General features: G+C 66.4%; 14 protein-coding genes. 1 reads left to right on the forward strand and 13 read right to left on the reverse strand.

Annotated features, from left to right (window positions below; all coding sequences use genetic code 11):
• Positions 1–14: 14 nt before the first annotated feature.
• The 13 genes from FVF75_RS02055 to FVF75_RS02115 form a co-directional block, all read right to left on the reverse strand.
• Positions 15–797, reverse strand: coding sequence for an ABC transporter ATP-binding protein (locus tag FVF75_RS02055; protein WP_425463219.1), 783 nt, complete (start codon positions 795–797; stop codon positions 15–17).
• Positions 794–1,228 (reverse strand): VOC family protein, encoded by a 435-nt coding sequence (locus FVF75_RS02060; RefSeq protein WP_148376081.1) that lies wholly within the window; start codon positions 1,226–1,228, stop codon positions 794–796. Before FVF75_RS02060 ends, FVF75_RS02055 begins: the two co-directional genes overlap by 4 nt.
• Positions 1,225–2,682 carry a dihydropyrimidinase gene (gene hydA / locus FVF75_RS02065; protein WP_148376082.1) on the reverse strand — a complete coding sequence of 486 codons (1,458 nt, stop codon included), beginning with the start codon at positions 2,680–2,682 and terminating at the stop codon, positions 1,225–1,227. Before hydA ends, FVF75_RS02060 begins: the two co-directional genes overlap by 4 nt.
• 117 nt (positions 2,683–2,799) lie before the next feature.
• A complete protein-coding gene (locus tag FVF75_RS02070) occupies positions 2,800–4,050 on the reverse strand; it encodes a Zn-dependent hydrolase (protein WP_148376083.1) in 1,251 nt (416 codons plus the stop codon).
• Between the two features lie 264 nt (positions 4,051–4,314).
• Positions 4,315–5,643: an NAD-dependent dihydropyrimidine dehydrogenase subunit PreA gene (gene preA / locus FVF75_RS02075; RefSeq protein ID WP_148376084.1), complete on the reverse strand. Its 1,329-nt coding sequence runs from the start codon at positions 5,641–5,643 to the stop codon at positions 4,315–4,317.
• A 3-nt stretch (positions 5,644–5,646) separates the two neighbouring features.
• Positions 5,647–6,972 carry an NAD(P)-dependent oxidoreductase gene (locus tag FVF75_RS02080; protein ID WP_148376085.1) on the reverse strand — a complete coding sequence of 442 codons (1,326 nt, stop codon included), beginning with the start codon at positions 6,970–6,972 and terminating at the stop codon, positions 5,647–5,649.
• A gap of 187 nt (positions 6,973–7,159) precedes the next feature.
• Positions 7,160–8,554, reverse strand: coding sequence for a TRAP transporter large permease (locus tag FVF75_RS02085; protein ID WP_148376086.1), 1,395 nt, complete (start codon positions 8,552–8,554; stop codon positions 7,160–7,162).
• Position 8,555: 1 nt separating this feature from the next.
• Complete coding sequence (locus FVF75_RS02090) at positions 8,556–9,215, reverse strand: TRAP transporter small permease (protein ID WP_148376087.1); 660 nt, start codon at positions 9,213–9,215, stop codon at positions 8,556–8,558.
• A 90-nt stretch (positions 9,216–9,305) separates the two neighbouring features.
• Positions 9,306–10,322, reverse strand: coding sequence for a DctP family TRAP transporter solute-binding subunit (locus tag FVF75_RS02095; RefSeq protein WP_148376088.1), 1,017 nt, complete (start codon positions 10,320–10,322; stop codon positions 9,306–9,308).
• 232 nt (positions 10,323–10,554) lie between these two features.
• Positions 10,555–11,781 (reverse strand): sigma-54-dependent transcriptional regulator, encoded by a 1,227-nt coding sequence (locus FVF75_RS02100; protein WP_148376089.1) that lies wholly within the window; start codon positions 11,779–11,781, stop codon positions 10,555–10,557.
• A complete protein-coding gene (locus FVF75_RS02105; RefSeq protein ID WP_148376090.1) occupies positions 11,778–13,535 on the reverse strand; it encodes a sensor histidine kinase in 1,758 nt (585 codons plus the stop codon). Before FVF75_RS02105 ends, FVF75_RS02100 begins: the two co-directional genes overlap by 4 nt.
• 55 nt (positions 13,536–13,590) lie before the next feature.
• Complete coding sequence (locus FVF75_RS02110) at positions 13,591–14,049, reverse strand: Lrp/AsnC family transcriptional regulator (RefSeq protein ID WP_148376091.1); 459 nt, start codon at positions 14,047–14,049, stop codon at positions 13,591–13,593.
• A complete protein-coding gene (locus tag FVF75_RS02115) occupies positions 14,046–14,504 on the reverse strand; it encodes an Lrp/AsnC family transcriptional regulator (protein WP_148376457.1) in 459 nt (152 codons plus the stop codon). The genes FVF75_RS02110 and FVF75_RS02115 overlap by 4 nt, the downstream gene beginning before the upstream one ends.
• Before the next feature lie 131 nt (positions 14,505–14,635).
• Here FVF75_RS02115 and ilvC point away from each other — a divergent pair, with 131 nt between their 5' ends.
• Positions 14,636–15,658: a ketol-acid reductoisomerase gene (ilvC, locus tag FVF75_RS02120; protein ID WP_148376092.1), complete on the forward strand. Its 1,023-nt coding sequence runs from the start codon at positions 14,636–14,638 to the stop codon at positions 15,656–15,658.
• Positions 15,659–15,752 lie beyond the last annotated feature (94 nt).

Genomic DNA, 15,752 nt, shown 5'->3' on the forward strand with positions numbered 1-15,752 from the left:
GCATCGCGGCCATCCTAGTCATAGGCATGCCCCGCCCTCAGCCCCTCGCGCACCCGATGCGCGACTGCCAGGAACTCCGGCGTGTCGCGGATGCCCAGCGGGCGGTCCCTCGGCAGCGGGCTGTCGATCACGTCGCTGATCCGCCCGGGGCGCGGGCTCATCACCACGATCTTGGTCGACAGATACACCGCCTCGGGGATCGAGTGGGTGACGAAACCGATGGTCTTTTCCGTGCGCGCCCACAATTCGAGCAACTGCTCGTTGAGGTGGTCGCGCACGATCTCGTCCAGCGCCCCGAAAGGTTCGTCCATCAGCATGATGTCGGCATCGAACGCCAGCGCGCGGGCGATCGAGGCCCGCTGCTGCATGCCGCCGGACAACTGCCAGGGATACTTCTTGCCGAACCCGTCCAGATCGACCAGTTCCAGCACCTTCTCGACACGCGCATCGCGCTCGGACCGCGGATAGCCCATGATCTCCAGCGGCAGCTTGATGTTGCCGGCAATCGTGCGCCACGGATAGAGGCCGGCTGCCTGAAAGACATAACCATAGGCGCGCTCGCGCCGTGCCTCGTCAGGTGTCATGCCGTTCACCGTGACGCTGCCGCCGGTGGCCTGCTCAAGCCCGGCGATCACGCGCAGGAACGTGGTCTTGCCGCAGCCCGAGGGGCCGATGAAACTGACGAATTCGCCCTTCTCGATGGCAAGATCGACGCCCTTCAGGGCCTGGATCGGCCCGTCGCTGGTCTGGAATGTCAAATCGAGACCCCTGGCCTCGATCACCGGTTTTGTCGTCACGCAGCCCGTCCCCACAATTTTGCCTCGGCGAATTCCACCGAATTTCCCGCCGGATCGCGCAGATAGATCGAACGCGCGCCGTTCGGCCAATGAAAATCCGCCTCGATTTCGATGTCCGCCGCCTTTAGCCGCGCGGCCCAACCGTCCAGCGCCTCGCCCGGCACGCGAAAGCAGATATGCCCCGGCCCCACCGCCCCGTGCGGCGGCACCGGCAGCTTGCCCGACCCCGGCGGCACCTTGGTCTCATCGGCCACGAAGGCCAGCACGATGGTCTCGCCGCAGCGAAAGAACACATGCCGCGGATCGTGCCGGGTCACCACCTCGAGCCCGACAAGCCCGTGATAGAACCGCTCTGCCGCGTCGAGGTCGTCGACGTAGACCGCGGCCTCCAGCACGCCCTCGGGCGGGGCCAGGGGGGCGCTTTTGGTCATACCCCGGTCGCCGGAATGCCCGTGCGCTTGACCGGCTGCGGCGCGGTCAGCGCCTTCCACTGCGACAGCGCCTTGTTGACCGTGCCATTCGGCTCGCGCGCCACGAACTCGCCATGCCCCTCGCGCTGGCGCATCTCGCCGTCATGCACCGCGACATGCCCGCGCGTCAGCGTGAAGCGCGGCAGGCCCTTGACCTTCTGGCCCTCGAAGACGTTGTAATCAATGGCAGATTGCTGCGTCTTGGCGGTGATGGTCTTTTCCTTCTCCGGGTCCCAGACCACGATATCGGCATCCGCCCCGACCAGGATCGCGCCCTTCTTGGGATAGCAGTTGAGGATCTTGGCGATGTTGGTCGAGGTCACGGCAACGAACTCGTTCAACGTCAGCCGCCCGGTCGCCACCCCATGCGTCCACAGCATCGGCATCCGGTCCTCGAGCCCGCCGGTGCCGTTCGGGATCTTGGTGAAATCGCCCACGCCATAGCGTTTCTGCTCGGTGGTAAAGGCACAGTGGTCGGTCGCCACCACCGACAGGCTGCCCGATTGCAGCCCGGCCCACAGGCTGTCCTGATGCTTCTTGTTGCGGAACGGCGGGCTCATCACCCGGCGCGCGGCATGGTCCCAGTCGGTGTTGAAATACTCGCTCTCGTCCAGCGTCAGATGCTGGATGAGCGGCTCGCCCCAGACCCGCTTGCCCTGCATCCTGGCCCGCCGGATCGCCTCGTGGCTTTCCTCGCAGGAGACATGCACGACGTAAAGCGGCGCACCGGCCATGTCGGCGATCATGATGGCGCGGTTGGTCGCCTCGCCCTCGACCTGGCTGGGCCGCGAATAGGCATGCGCCTCCGGCCCGGTGTTGCCCTCGGCCAACAGCCGCGCCGACAATTCCGCCACCACGTCGCCGTTCTCGGCATGAACCATCGGCGTCGCGCCAAGCTCGGCCAGCCGGCTGAAACTGGCGAAAAGCTCGTCGTCGTTCACCATCAAGGCACCCTTGTAGGCGAGGAAATGCTTGAAGGTGTTGATGCCGCGCTCCTTGACGACCGTTTCCATGTCGTTGAACACCTGCTCGCCCCACCAGGTCACCGCCATGTGAAACGAATAATCGCAGCTTGCCCGGGTCGACTTGTTGTCCCAGCGCTTCAAGGCATCAAGCAGGCTCTCTCCCTGATTGGGCAGCGCGAAATCCACCACCATCGTGGTCCCGCCCGACAAGGCCGCGCGTGTCCCGCTCTCGAAATCGTCCGAGGAATAGGTGCCCATGAACGGCATTTCCAGATGCGTATGCGGGTCGATCCCGCCGGGCATCACGTAACAGCCGGTCGCATCCAGCTCCTCGTCGCCGCGCAGGCCGACGCCGATCTCGACGATCTTGCCGCCCTCGACCAGCACATCCGCCTTGTAGGTCAGATCGGCGGTGACGACTGTTCCGTGCTTGATGACTGTGGTGCTCATCTCATCTCTCCCTGTAACGTCTTCTGGCGCGTTTTACCTTCATCTTGGCGAAAATACTCCGGGGGTCCGGGGGTAGAACCCCCGGCGCGTCGGCGCGCCCCGCGCGCCGACCCATCCTCACTCCACGATCTCCGCCGTCTCGACCACCGCGTGCATCAGCACATCCGCCCCCGCGACGGCCCAGTCCTTGGAAATCTCCTCGGCCTCGTTGTGCGACAGCCCGTCGACACAGGGGCACATCACCATCGCGGTCGGCGCCACCCGGTTGATCCAGCAGGCATCGTGCCCAGCGCCCGAGATCAGGTTCATGTGGCTGTAGCCCAGCCGCTCCGCCGCCGCGCGCACCGCCGAAACGCAACCCGCGTCGAACTCGACCGGATCGAAGCCGCCGACCTTCTCGAATTCCACGCCCAGCCCCATCGCGGTGCATATCTCCTGCGCCTCGCTGCGCAGCCGCGCCTCCATGTCCTCGATCACTGAAAGCTCGGGCGAGCGGAAATCGACCGTGAAGACCGCCGTGCCGGGGATCACGTTGCGCGAGTTCGGAAACACCTCGATATGCCCCGCCGCCCCCACCGCGTGCGGCGCGTGGCTGAGCGCGATGCGGTCGACCGCGTCCAGTATCCGCGCCATGCCGAGGCCCGCGTTCTTGCGCATCGGCATCGGGGTGGAGCCGGTGTGGCTTTCCTTGCCCGTCACCGTCACCTGGGTCCAGCTCAGCCCCTGGCCATGTGTCACGACGCCGATATCCTTGCCCTCGGCCTCCAGGATCGGCCCCTGTTCGATATGCAATTCGAACATCGCATGCATCTTGCGCGCGCCGACCTCCTCGTCGCCGACCCAGCCGATCCGCTTCAACTCATCGCCGAACTTTTTGCCCTCATGGTCCTCGCGCGCATAGGCCCAGTCCTGATCGTGCACCCCTGCGAACACGCCCGAGGCCAGCATCGCCGGGGCAAAGCGCGTGCCTTCCTCGTTGGTCCAGTTGGTCACCACGATCGGGTGCTTGGTCCTGATGCCAAGGTCATTGAGCGAGCGCACGATCTCCAACCCGCCCAGCACCCCCAGCACGCCGTCATACTTGCCGCCCGTCGGCTGGGTGTCGAGGTGGCTGCCGACATAGACCGGCAGCGCGTCCGGGTCGGTGCCGGGGCGGGTGGCGAACATGTTGCCCATCGTGTCCACGCCCATCGAACACCCGGCCTCTTCGCACCATTTCTGGAACAATGCCCGCCCCTCGCCATCGGCATCGGTCAGGGTCTGGCGGTTGTTGCCGCCGGCCACGCCGGGGCCGATCTTCGCCATCTCCATCAGGCTGTCCCACAACCTATCGCCATTGATTCGCAGGTTCTCGCCGGGAGCGGCCATGTCAGTCTCCTGTTGTCTGGGGAATGCGGCAGGGATACGGGGCGCGACCGCGCGCGCAAACGGCGCAACACCCCGCCGGTCGCACTGCGCCGGTCCTGTCGCTCAGCATGGCCAGCAACGCCACGTCTCTCCCCGTGTCCTGCGGCGGCGATCCGGCCCCGTTCGGGGCCGCCCGCGCCGATCCATTTGTTCTAAGCCGGCGTTTTTATCAGCCGGTCAATTCAAGACTAACGCGCGGCCTTCACCAGTCAAGCGCCCAGCACCCTACTGCCCGCGCGAAATGCACGCCAGCGGGTCGCCCGCCGGGTTGTTGGGATGCTGAAGCCAGGTGCGCTTGTCGTCCTTGGCCGGGATCGTCATGCCGGTGCGCAGATCGACCTCGCCGGGTTCGAGCACGCGCATGGTGATGCAGTCCTCCACTGGGCAGACGTTGACGCAGAGGTTGCAGGCGACGCATTCGTCGTCCTTCACCGTGAACACCCGCCCCGGCCCCATCTCGATGGCCTGGTGCGAGGTGTCCTCGCAAGCCGCATAGCACCGTCCGCACTTGATGCACAGGTCCAGGTCGATCTCGGCCTTGGTGACGTAGTCGAGGTTCAGGTGCTGCCAGTCAGTGACCTTGGGCGTGGCCTTGCCGATGAAGTCGGCGGTCGAAACGTAACCCTTTTCGTCCATCCACTGGCTCAGCCCCGAAATCATCTCCTGCACGATGTGGAAACCATAGGTCATGGCCGCGGTGCAGACCTGCACGTTGCCCGCCCCCAGCGCCATGAACTCGGCCGCGTCGCGCCAGGTGGTGATGCCGCCGATGCCCGAGATCGGCAGCCCCGCCGTCTTCGGGCTGCGCGCGATCTGGGCCACCATGTTCATCGCAATGGGTTTCACCGCCGGGCCGCAATAGCCGCCATGCGTACCCATGCCGTCGATCATCGGTTCCGGGCACATCTCGTCGAGGTTCACGCTGGTGATCGAGGTGATCGTGTTGATCAGGGAAACCGCGTCCGCCCCGCCGCGCTTGGCGGCCTCGGCGGGCATGCGGATATCGGCGATGTTGGGCGTCAGCTTGACGATGCAGGGCATGTCCGAGTGTTTCTTGACCCAGCCCGCGATCTGCTCGACATAGTCCGGCACCTGCCCGACCGCCGAGCCCATGCCGCGCTCCGCCATGCCGTGCGGGCAGCCGAAGTTCAGCTCGACCCCGTCCGCGCCGGTGGTCGACACCGCGTCGAGGATCCTGGCCCAGGCGTCTTCTTCCACCGGCACCATCAGGCTCACGACGATGGCGCGGTCCGGGTAGTCCTGCTTGACGCGCTTGATTTCCTCGAGGTTGATCTCGAGCGAGCGATCCGTGATCAGTTCGATGTTGTTCAGGCCCAGAAGCCGCCGGTCAGCCCCCCAGATCGCGCCGTAACGCGGGCCCGAGACGTTGACGATCGGCGGCCCCGCCTCGCCCAGCGTTTTCCACACCACACCGCCCCATCCGGCCTCGAAGGCGCGGCGGACGTTGTATTCCTTGTCGGTCGGCGGTGCCGAGGCCAGCCAGAACGGGTTGGGGGATTTGATCCCGATGAAGTCCGTGGTCAGGTCTGCCATGTCTCAGCTCCCCATCAGGCTTGCGTGGATGTCTTCGGCGGCATCGCGCCCGTGCGCCACGGCGGTCACGGTCAGATCCTCGCCGCCGGTGGCGCAGTCACCCCCGGCCCAGACCCCCGCGACCGACGTGCGCCCGGTCTCGGTGATGGCGATCTTGCCGCCCTCGGTCTTCAGCGACGCCGCGTCGCCCAGCTTCTGGCCGATGGCCTTCAGCACCTGGTCGGCGGCAAGGGTGAAGCCGTCGCCGGTGGGCTTGGCGTCGTCGTCGGTATAGTCGAACTCGACCGCCTCGACCTGCGCGGCCCCGACGATACGCTTGGGCGCGGCGTGGTCGATGATGCGCACGCCCTTGGCGGCGGCAAGGTTCTGTTCATACTCCGATGCCGGCATCGCCTCGCGGCCCCGGCGGTAGACCAGCGTCACCTCCTCGGCACCCAGCAGTTTCGCCTGCACGGCAGCGTCGATGGCGGTCATGCCGCCGCCGATCACCACCACGCGTCGGCCCACCGGCAGCTTGGACAGATCGTCCGACTGGCGCAGGTCGGCGATGAAATCAACCGCGTCGCGGACCCCCTCCAGCCCGGCCCCGTCGATACCCAGGTCATTGACCCCGGCCAGCCCGATCCCGAGGAACACCGCGTCGTGATCCTTCACCAACCCGTCAAGGCTGAGCGTGTTGCCCAGCGCCGCCCCGGTGGTCAGCTCGATGCCGCCGATGCCCATCAGCCACTCGACCTCGCGCGCCGCGAAATCCTCGACTGTCTTGTAAGACGCGATGCCGTATTCGTTGAGACCCCCCGGCTTGGGCCGCGCATCATAAAGCTTCACGTCATGGCCATGCATCGCCAGCCGATGCGCGCAGGCCAGCCCCGCCGGCCCCGCGCCCACAACCGCCACCGTCTTGCCGGTCGGCGCGGCGCGCTCGTAGGGCTGCGGACCCTTCTCCATCAGCGTATCGGTAGCAAAGCGTTGAAGCCGCCCGATCTGCACCGGGTCGCCCTCGGCGTCCATGCGCACGCAAGCCTCTTCGCACAGGGTCTCGGTCGGGCAGACCCGCGCGCACATGCCGCCCAGGATGTTCATGTCCAGAATGGTCCTGGCCGCGGCTTCCGGCGTGCCGGTGGCGATCTGGCGGATGAACAGCGGAATGTCGATGGTGGTCGGGCACGCCTCCATGCAGGGCGCGTCATAGCAGAAATAGCAGCGATCAGCTGCCACCGCGGCCTCGTGGGCGTCAAGCGGCGGGTGCAGGTCGGCAAAATTGTCGGCCAGGACCGGGGGCGGCAAACGCCCCGCGACCACGCCGGGCGTCGTCGGCGAATGGGTCACATCGTTCTCCCTGTCGGTGTCGTTTGTTGTTTTGTTTTGCCAGAGCGTGGCACGGAACAATTCTTTTATCAAACGGAATGTTTTATCGGATGGTAAATTTTTTCCACGACCCTCCGCCGCCACCCGTCAGACGGCAAAAGACCCGCACCCCTCGCGGAATGCGGGCCGTCAGTCCACCTTTCGGCGGCTAGTTGGTTATGATCTCCGGCCCCATCGCGCTGGTCGGCAGCCAGGTCGACAGCCACGGGATATAGGTGACCATGATCAGGAAGATGAAGAGCACGCCCAGGAACGGCAGCGCCGCCTTGACCACCTTCATCATCGGCATCCCGGCCACGCCCGAGGTGACGAACAGGTTCAGCCCCACAGGTGGCGTGATCATCCCGATCTCCATGTTCACCACCATGATGATCCCGAGGTGGATCGGGTCCACCCCAAGCTCGATGGCAATCGGAAACACCAAGGGTGCGACGATCACGATCAGCCCCGACGGCTCCATGAACTGCCCGCCGATCAGCAGGATCACGTTGACCACGATCAGGAACATGATCTTGCCAAAGCCCGCCGACAGCATGGCATTGGCGATGCTCTGCGGGATCTGCTCGTCGGTCAGCACGTGTTTCAGGATCAGCGCGTTGGCGATGATGAACATCAGCGTGATGGTCAGCTTGCCCGCATCGAACAGCGTGGCGCGGGTGTCGGGGTGAAACAGCGCCGTGACCAGCGCCTGCGGCTTTTTCCACAGCGCGATCTTGCCCGCCCCGTCCCGGTCCGCCAGCGGCCCCATGTCGCGATAGACGAAGCTGGCCACGATGAAGGCATAGACGCTGGCCACGGCGGCGGCCTCGGTCGGGGTAAAGATCGCGCCGGTCACGCCGGGGATGCCGTAGATCCCGACCATGATGATGACGATCAGCAAAAGCCCCCAGATCGCATCGCGAAACGACGCCCCGACCTCGCGCCAGCCGGCCCAGTCGCCCTTGGGCATGCCCTTGATCGTGGCGATCACATAGATCGCCACCATCAGCATGAACCCGGCCAGAAGCCCCGGGATGACACCGGCCAGGAACATCCGGCCCACCGAGACCTCGACCGACGAGGCATAGACCACCATCACGATGGAGGGCGGGATGAGGATGCCCAGCGTGCCCGCGTTGGCGATCACGCCGGCGGCGAATTCCTTGGTATAGCCGACCTGCCGCATCGCCGCGATGACGATGGAGCCGATGGCGACCACGGTGGCGGGCGACGACCCCGACAGGGCCGCGAACATCATGCAGGCGAACACGCCCGCAATCGCCAGCCCGCCGCGAAAATGCCCGACCACGGCGATGGCAAAGCGGATGATCCGCTGCGCCACGCCGCCGGTCGACATGAAGGAAGACGCAAGGATGAAGAACGGGATGGCGAGCAGCGTGTAGTGCCCCGCCATCGCTTGGTAGAAACTCTGCGCCACCGAGGCCAGCGAGGTTTCCGAGAACACCAGCAGAAAGACGATGGAACTCAGGCCCAGCGACACCGCGATCGGCACGCCGACCAAGAGCAGCCCGACGATCATCAGGAAAAGCAGAACCACATCCATGTCAGGCGTCCTTTTGAGAATGGGCCAGCGCGTCGATCTCTTCCTCGACCTCGTGGCTGACGATCAGCGTGCCGGATTCGCCGCGCAGGATGCGGATGGTCGCCTGCACATAACGGATCAGCAGCAGCGCCGCGCCGATGGGCAGGATCGCATAGGGAATGACGCGCGGCAGCTTCTCGTATTCCTCGCCCTGGTTGATCAGACCCTCTAGGAACCTGAGAAACCCGGGCATCGGCACCTGGTCGGTGACATAGAAGGCGCGGTCGCGGGTGGTCTCGTCGAACCCGACCGGGAACCAGCGGCCCTCGGTCTGGTAGAGCCCGGCGAACGGCGCCCAGTAATCCCACGCCCCCTTGAGCAGCAACAGCGAATAGGCCAGGCAGATCGCGGCGGAAAACAGCGCCACGCCATGCGCCAGGCGTTTGGGCATGATCCCGGTCAGCGCATCGACGCCCAGATGCGCGGTGACGCGAACCGCAAAGCTGATGCCGAACAGCACCAGCCAGGCGAACAGGATCAGCGTGACCTCGAGCCCCCAGATCAGCGACGAGTTGAAGACATAGCGCAACACCACGTTCACGAAGGTCACGGCGGTCATCAGCCCCAGGATCAGGGCGATGGCGTTTTCCTCGAAGCCTCTGAAACTCCGGCGCTGGCTCATGCCGGCCCCTCCCCCTTGCCGGGCCTCTTGTCAGGCCCTTTGTTTCGGCGTCGGGCGGCCCGTGTGCCGGACCGCCCGAGCCTTGCCCGATTACATCGAGGCGTTGATTTCCTGCGCCGCGGCGATGTTGTCGGCGCCCACGTCGGCCTCGAACTGGCTCCACACCGGCTTCATCGCGTCGACCCAGGCCTGACGCTGCTCGTCGGTCAGCTCGCGGATCACGCCACCGGCATCGAGGATCGCCTGACGCGCGGCATTGTCCACTTCGGCCACGGCGGCGTTACGCTCGTCCGTCACCTCGGCCAGGATGGTCAGCACCTGGTCCCTGACCGCCGGATCGAGGCTGTCGAGCCAGTCGACCGAGGCCACGACCATGTAGTCGAGCAAGCCGTGGTTGGTCTCGGTGATGCCGTCCTGCACCTCAAAGAACTTCTGGCCGTAGATGTTCGACCACGAATTCTCCTGCCCGTCGACAACGCCGGTCTGCAGCGCGCCGTAGACCTCGGAGAACGCCATCGGCTGCGGCGAGGCATTCAGCGCCTCCATCTGCGCCACCAGCACGTCCGAGGGTTGCACCCTGAACTTCAGCCCGGCGGCGTCCTCGGGCATGAGCAGCGGCTTGTTGGCCGAGAACTGCTTGAGCCCGTTGTGCCAGAACTCCAGCCCCTGCAGGCCGCGGCGCACCATCGCGTCCTTCATCGCCTCGCCGGTGGGCGAGTTCTGGAAGGCCTCGACCGCGTCCATGTTCTTGAACATGAACGGCAGATCGAAGATGCGGAACACCTTGGTGAAGGTCTCGAACTTCGACAGCGACGGGGCGGCGAACTGAACGTCGCCCTGCAACATCGCCTCGAGCACCTGGTCGTCGTTGTAGAGCGTCGAGTTGGGATAGACCTCGACGCAGGCGGTGCCGTCCATCTCGGCGTTGACACGCTCCATGAACAGGTTGGCGGCGATGCCCTTGGGGTGCTTGTCGGTGTTGGTGACGTGGCTGAACTTCATCACGATCTCGCCGTCGTCGCACTTGGTCGGGTCGGCCATGGCGGCGCCGGCAAAGGCGGTGGCGGCAAGGGTGAGGGCCGAAACGGCCGTGGTCAGGTTCTTCATAGTGTCTCCTCCCGAGGGATGACGAATTTGATAGAGTCAGCGCCCGTTCGGGCACCTGCCCGCATTAGGGATGAGCACGCGACACCACTCAAGCAAATGTTACCCGGCGCTTTCGGGGCCGGTTTTTCGGTTTTCTTTCCGCTGCTTGCGCCAGGCGCAGGGCAGCCATGTGCCGCCGGCATGGCGAAATCCCGCACAGGTGGGCCCGCCGCCTGTGTGAAAATCCGCACAGTCAGCGCCGGTAGTCCTCGGGCCGAATCCCGTGCCGCGCCAGCTTGTCGTAGAAGGTCTTGCGCGGCAGTTTCAGCGCCCGCGCGGTCTCGCTCGCCGCGCCCCGGTGCCGGGTCAGCGCCTCGATCAGCAATGAGCGTTCGACCTGCGCCATGCGCTCTACCAGCCCCATCTCGGCGCTCTCGCCCGCCTCGCTCAGCCCCAGCGCGAACCGCATCGCCGCGTTCATCAGCGAGCGCGAGTTGCCCGGCCAGTCCTGCGCCATCAGCCGCGCGGTGACCTCGGGGCCGATATCGGGCACCGGCAGGGCCGCCTGTTCGCAGGCCTGGGCAACGAAATGGCGAAACAGGGCCGGGATGTCCTCGGCGCGTTCGCGCAACGGCGGGATGCGCACCCGCATCACGTCGAGCCGGTAGTAGAGATCGGCATTCATCCGCCCCTCGGCCACCGCCGCCTCGAGATCGCGGGTGCTGCCCGCGATCACCCGCGCGCGCCCGCTTTCGTCCAGCAACTCGACCAGCGTGAACTGCGCCGCCGGGTCCAGCCCGCAGATCTCGTCCAGAAACAGCGTGCCGGTGCCCGCCTCGCCCAGCGCGCGCACCACGTCGCCCGGCGTCAGCGCGGGCGCGGGCAGTTTCACGAAAGGCCGGGTCGCGGCGCCCGACATCAGGTGAATGACCTCGGCCAGTTTCGAGGTGCCGGTGCCCGCCTCGCCCAGGATCAGCACCTCGGCCTGGGTGCGCGCCGCCGCCCGCGCCTGGGCGCGCAGATCCTCGGCCTGCCGCGACTGCCCGACCAGCAGCCGTTGCGCCGCGTCGCCCTGTTCGGCCTGCCGCCGCAGGCGCCGGTTCTCCAGCACCCGCGCCCGGCGGCTCAGCGCCTTTTCCACCACCGCCAGCAGGTCCTGCGGCCCGCAGGGCTTTTCCAAGAACTCGAACGCCCCCGCCGCCATGCCGCGCACCGCCATCGGGATATCGCCCTCGCCGGTCAGGAAGATCACCGGCAGGTCGGCATCGACCGTCTGCACATGCGCCAGCAGGTCGAACCCGTCCTTGCCCGGCATCCGTATGTCGCTGACCACCACCCCGTCAAAACCCGGCGCGATGTGGTCCTTGGCCTCGATATAGCTGCCTGCCAGCACCGGCTTCAGCCCGGCCAGTTCCAGCGTCTGCCCCAGCGCCTCGCGCACCGCGCGGTCGTCGTCGACCAGAAGAACCGAAGCGCTCATGCCGCGACCTCCTGCCCGGCGGGCACCAACTCGACGGTAAAGACCGCACCGCCGCCCGGATGGTTGGCCCCCCGGATCGCGCCGCCGAAGCTCTGCACCAGCCCGTATGAAATCGACAGGCCCAGCCCCATGCCCTCGGCCGCCCCCACCGCCTTGGTGGAATAGAACGGGTCGAACATGCGCTCCGGCTCGGCGATGCCCGGCCCGGTGTCGCGCACCGACAGGCTGACATGCGATCCCGTATGGTCGAGCGTGATGGAAATCTCGCGCCGGTCGCTGTCCACCATCGCGTCGGCGGCGTTGGACACCAGGTTCATCACCACCTGCTGCAACCGCACCTCGCCGCCGCGCACCATCACCGGCCCGGTCGGCGGCACCCAGTCCAGCGTCACGCCGCCCGACTTGAGCTTGGGCCGGGCCAGGTCCAGCGCCGCCTCGATCACCTGCACCATGTCGACATCCGAAATCGGCTCGTTCTCCTGCCGGGCGAAGGCGCGCAGGTTGCGGATGATCCGCCCCATCCGCCGCGCCAGTTCCGAGATCCGCGTGAGGTTCTCGCGCGCCTGCGCCTCGTTGCCGCGCTCCATGAACATCTCGCCGTTCTCGGCGTAGGATCGGATCGCCATCAGGGGCTGATTGAGCTCGTGACTGATCCCCGCCGACATCTCGCCCAGCGCGGTCAGCTTGCCGGCCTGCACCAGTTCGGCCTGGGCGCGTTTCAGCGCCAGTTCCGCCTCCTTGCGCTCGGTCACCTCGCGGCGCAGATCGGCGTTGACGCGCGACAGATCGCGGGTGCGCGCCGCGACCCGGCGTTCAAGCTCCGCCGTCATCGCCTCCTCGATCATCAGCCGCCCGGCCAGCGCGCGCTGGCGTTGCGCGGCAAGAAACAGCAGCACCCCGAACACCATCCCCAGCGCGCCCGCCAGCGCCGCCTGCGTCACCGCGATCCGGCTGGCCGAGGCGGTATCGAGCATCAGCCCGGCGCGCAGCCCCAGCACCGGCATGTCGCGTTCGAGATAGAGCGCCCGGTCCGGCAGGTAAGGCTCCTGCGGCATGTGCCAGATCTCGTGCTCGCCGACCCGGCTGACCCGGTGATCGGGAAAGCTGCCGCCCTCGCCCAGCCGCGCCAGCACCAGGTCGGAGCGGTTCGAGATCAGCACCCGCCCGCCGGCGTCGTAGAAGAACACCGCCGGCGCATTGCCCGGCCAGTTTTCCTCCAACCGGCGCACGTCGGCCTCGACCAGCACCGCGCCGATCGGCTTGCCCTCCGGCCCGAACACCGGCGCGGCAAAGGCGAAGATGCGCTGCGACGTGCCGTCCGCGTCGGTCTCGACCCGGTGGCGCGTGCCCAGCGCCCCGTTCAGGGCGCGCGACAGCGGCAATTCGCCGGGGGCATAGACCCCGCCCTCCGGCGTCGAGGCGACCACCAGGCGTCCACGTGCGTCGACCAGTTCGACGGTCAGCGCCCCGGTCATGTCGGCAAAGCCCAGCACCACCGCCCGGGCGGCCGCCACATCGCCCGCCCCGGACAGGATCGCGGCCAGGTCGGGATGGCGTGCCAGCACCACGGCCAGTTCGCGGTAGCGCAGCATCTGCCCCGACACCCGGTCGGCGGCCAGCGCCAGGTCGGCCCGGCCCTTGCCCGCGATCTGCTCCAGCGCGTTGCGGTTGGCAAACCACCACACGCCGCCGGCAAACCCCGCGACAAGCAGGACAAAGGCGGCAATGCCCAGAATCTGGCGCGCATGGTTCATTGCACGGATTCTAGCGCCTCGCCCGCCCGCGCGCCAGCACGCTCGACCAGCACGCTCACAGCGGCCCCGGCCTGCGCTCCTCGCTCAGAAGCACGTTGGCCTCGATATCGCCCACGCCGGGCAGCGTCATGATCCGGCGGCGCAGCAGGCGCTCGAAATCCGCCAGATCCCGCGCCACGATGCGCAGGCGGTAGTCGTAAAGCCCCAGCACATGCTGCACCACCTGCACCTCGGGAATCGCCGTCACCGCGCGTTCGAAATCCTCAAGGCTGACCCGCCCCTTGGTCGCCAGCTTCACCCCCAGAAACACCGTCACGCCAAACCCCAGCGCCTCGCGGTCCAGCTCCAGCCGCCGCCCGGCCAGGATGCCCTCGTCGCGCAGCCGCTTCAACCGCCGCCACGCCGCCGGCTGGCTGAGGCCGAACTGCCGCCCCAACGCCCCCGCCGACAAGGTCGCATCCTCGCCCAGCGCGCGCAGAAAGGCGCGGTCGGTGTCGTCGAGCCGGGCGCTCACAGCGGCAGCGCCCAGTTGCGATAGATCGTGGCGACCTGCATCAAAGGCTCGATATCCGCGATATGCGGCAGGGTCAGGATGCGGGCGCGGTAGATGTGCTGATAATGCCCCATGTCGCGCGCGATGATGTGCAGGCGCGCATCGACCCGGCCCAGGAAGGTCTGGATCTCCGTCACCTCCGGCACCTCGCGGGCGGCGGCCAGGAACTCGTCGAAGGCACGCGGGTCGGTCTTGTCGAGCGTGATGCGCAGGCTGACCTCGACGTTGTAGCCCAGCTTGCCCCAGTCGATCACCGCCCGGCTGCCCTTGATGATCCCGGCCCGCGTCATCCGCTCGATCCGGCGCGAACAGGTGGCGGGCGTGACGCCTGCCAGTTCCGCCAGGTCGCCCGCACTCAGGTCGGGGTCGGCCTGAAAGCGGCGCAGGATGCGGCGGTCGGTATCGTCGATCTGCATGAATTCCTCACTATTGCGCCTGATCACGAATGATTTCCACGCCGAATATGCCATTCACGTCGATTTTGCAAACCTCATACCGCTCAAATCCCTAGGATAGCCGCCAGACACAACATCCAAGGAGCACGCCGATGCGCGTCTATTACGATCGCGATTGCGACATCAACCTGATCAAGGACAAGAACGTGGCCATCCTCGGCTATGGCAGCCAGGGCCACGCCCATGCGCTGAACCTGCGCGATTCCGGCGTCAAGAACGTCGTCGTGGCACTGCGCGAGGGCAGCCCGTCGGCCAAGAAGGCCGAAGGCGAAGGCCTCAAGGTCATGGGCATCGCCGAAGCCGCCGCCTGGTGCGACCTGATCATGTTCACCATGCCCGACGAGCTTCAGGCCGCGACCTACAAGGAATTCGTCCACGACAACCTGCGCGAAGGCGCCGCGATTGCCTTTGCCCACGGCCTCAACGTGCATTTCGGCCTGATCGAGCCCAAGCCCGGCGTCGACGTGATCATGATGGCCCCCAAGGGCCCCGGCCACACGGTGCGCGGCGAATACGTCAAGGGCGGCGGCGTGCCCTGCCTTGTCGCGGTGAACAACGACGCCTCCGGCAAGGCGCTGGAGATCGGCCTGAGCTACTGCTCGGCCATCGGCGGCGGACGTTCCGGCATCATCGAAACCAATTTCCGCGAGGAATGCGAAACCGACCTGTTCGGCGAGCAGACCGTGCTGTGCGGCGGGCTGGTCGAGCTGATCCGCATGGGCTTCGAGACCCTGGTCGAGGCCGGCTATGCGCCCGAAATGGCCTATTTCGAGTGCCTGCACGAAGTGAAGCTGATCGTCGACCTGATCTATGAAGGCGGCATCGCCAACATGAACTACTCGATCTCGAACACCGCCGAATACGGCGAATATGTCTCGGGCCCGCGCATCCTGCCCTATGACGAGACCAAGGCCCGGATGAAAGAGGTTCTGACCGACATCCAGACCGGCAAGTTCGTGCGTGACTTCATGACCGAGAACACCGTCGGTCAGCCGTTCTTCAAGGCCACCCGTCGCCTCAACGACGAACACCAGATCGAACAGGTCGGCGAGAAGCTGCGCGGCATGATGCCGTGGATTTCCGCCGGCAAGATGGTCGACAAGTCGAAGAACTGATCGCCGCCAAAGCCCTTCGAAGGGCCTTTCCAAGCGGTTTCGATACCGCTTGGCGCGATCCGCAACCCAAGGCCCTCCGATCGCGGGGGGCCTT

It is taken from the genome of Maritimibacter fusiformis, from assembly GCF_008086115.1.
GTDB lineage: Bacteria > Pseudomonadota > Alphaproteobacteria > Rhodobacterales > Rhodobacteraceae > Muriiphilus > Muriiphilus fusiformis.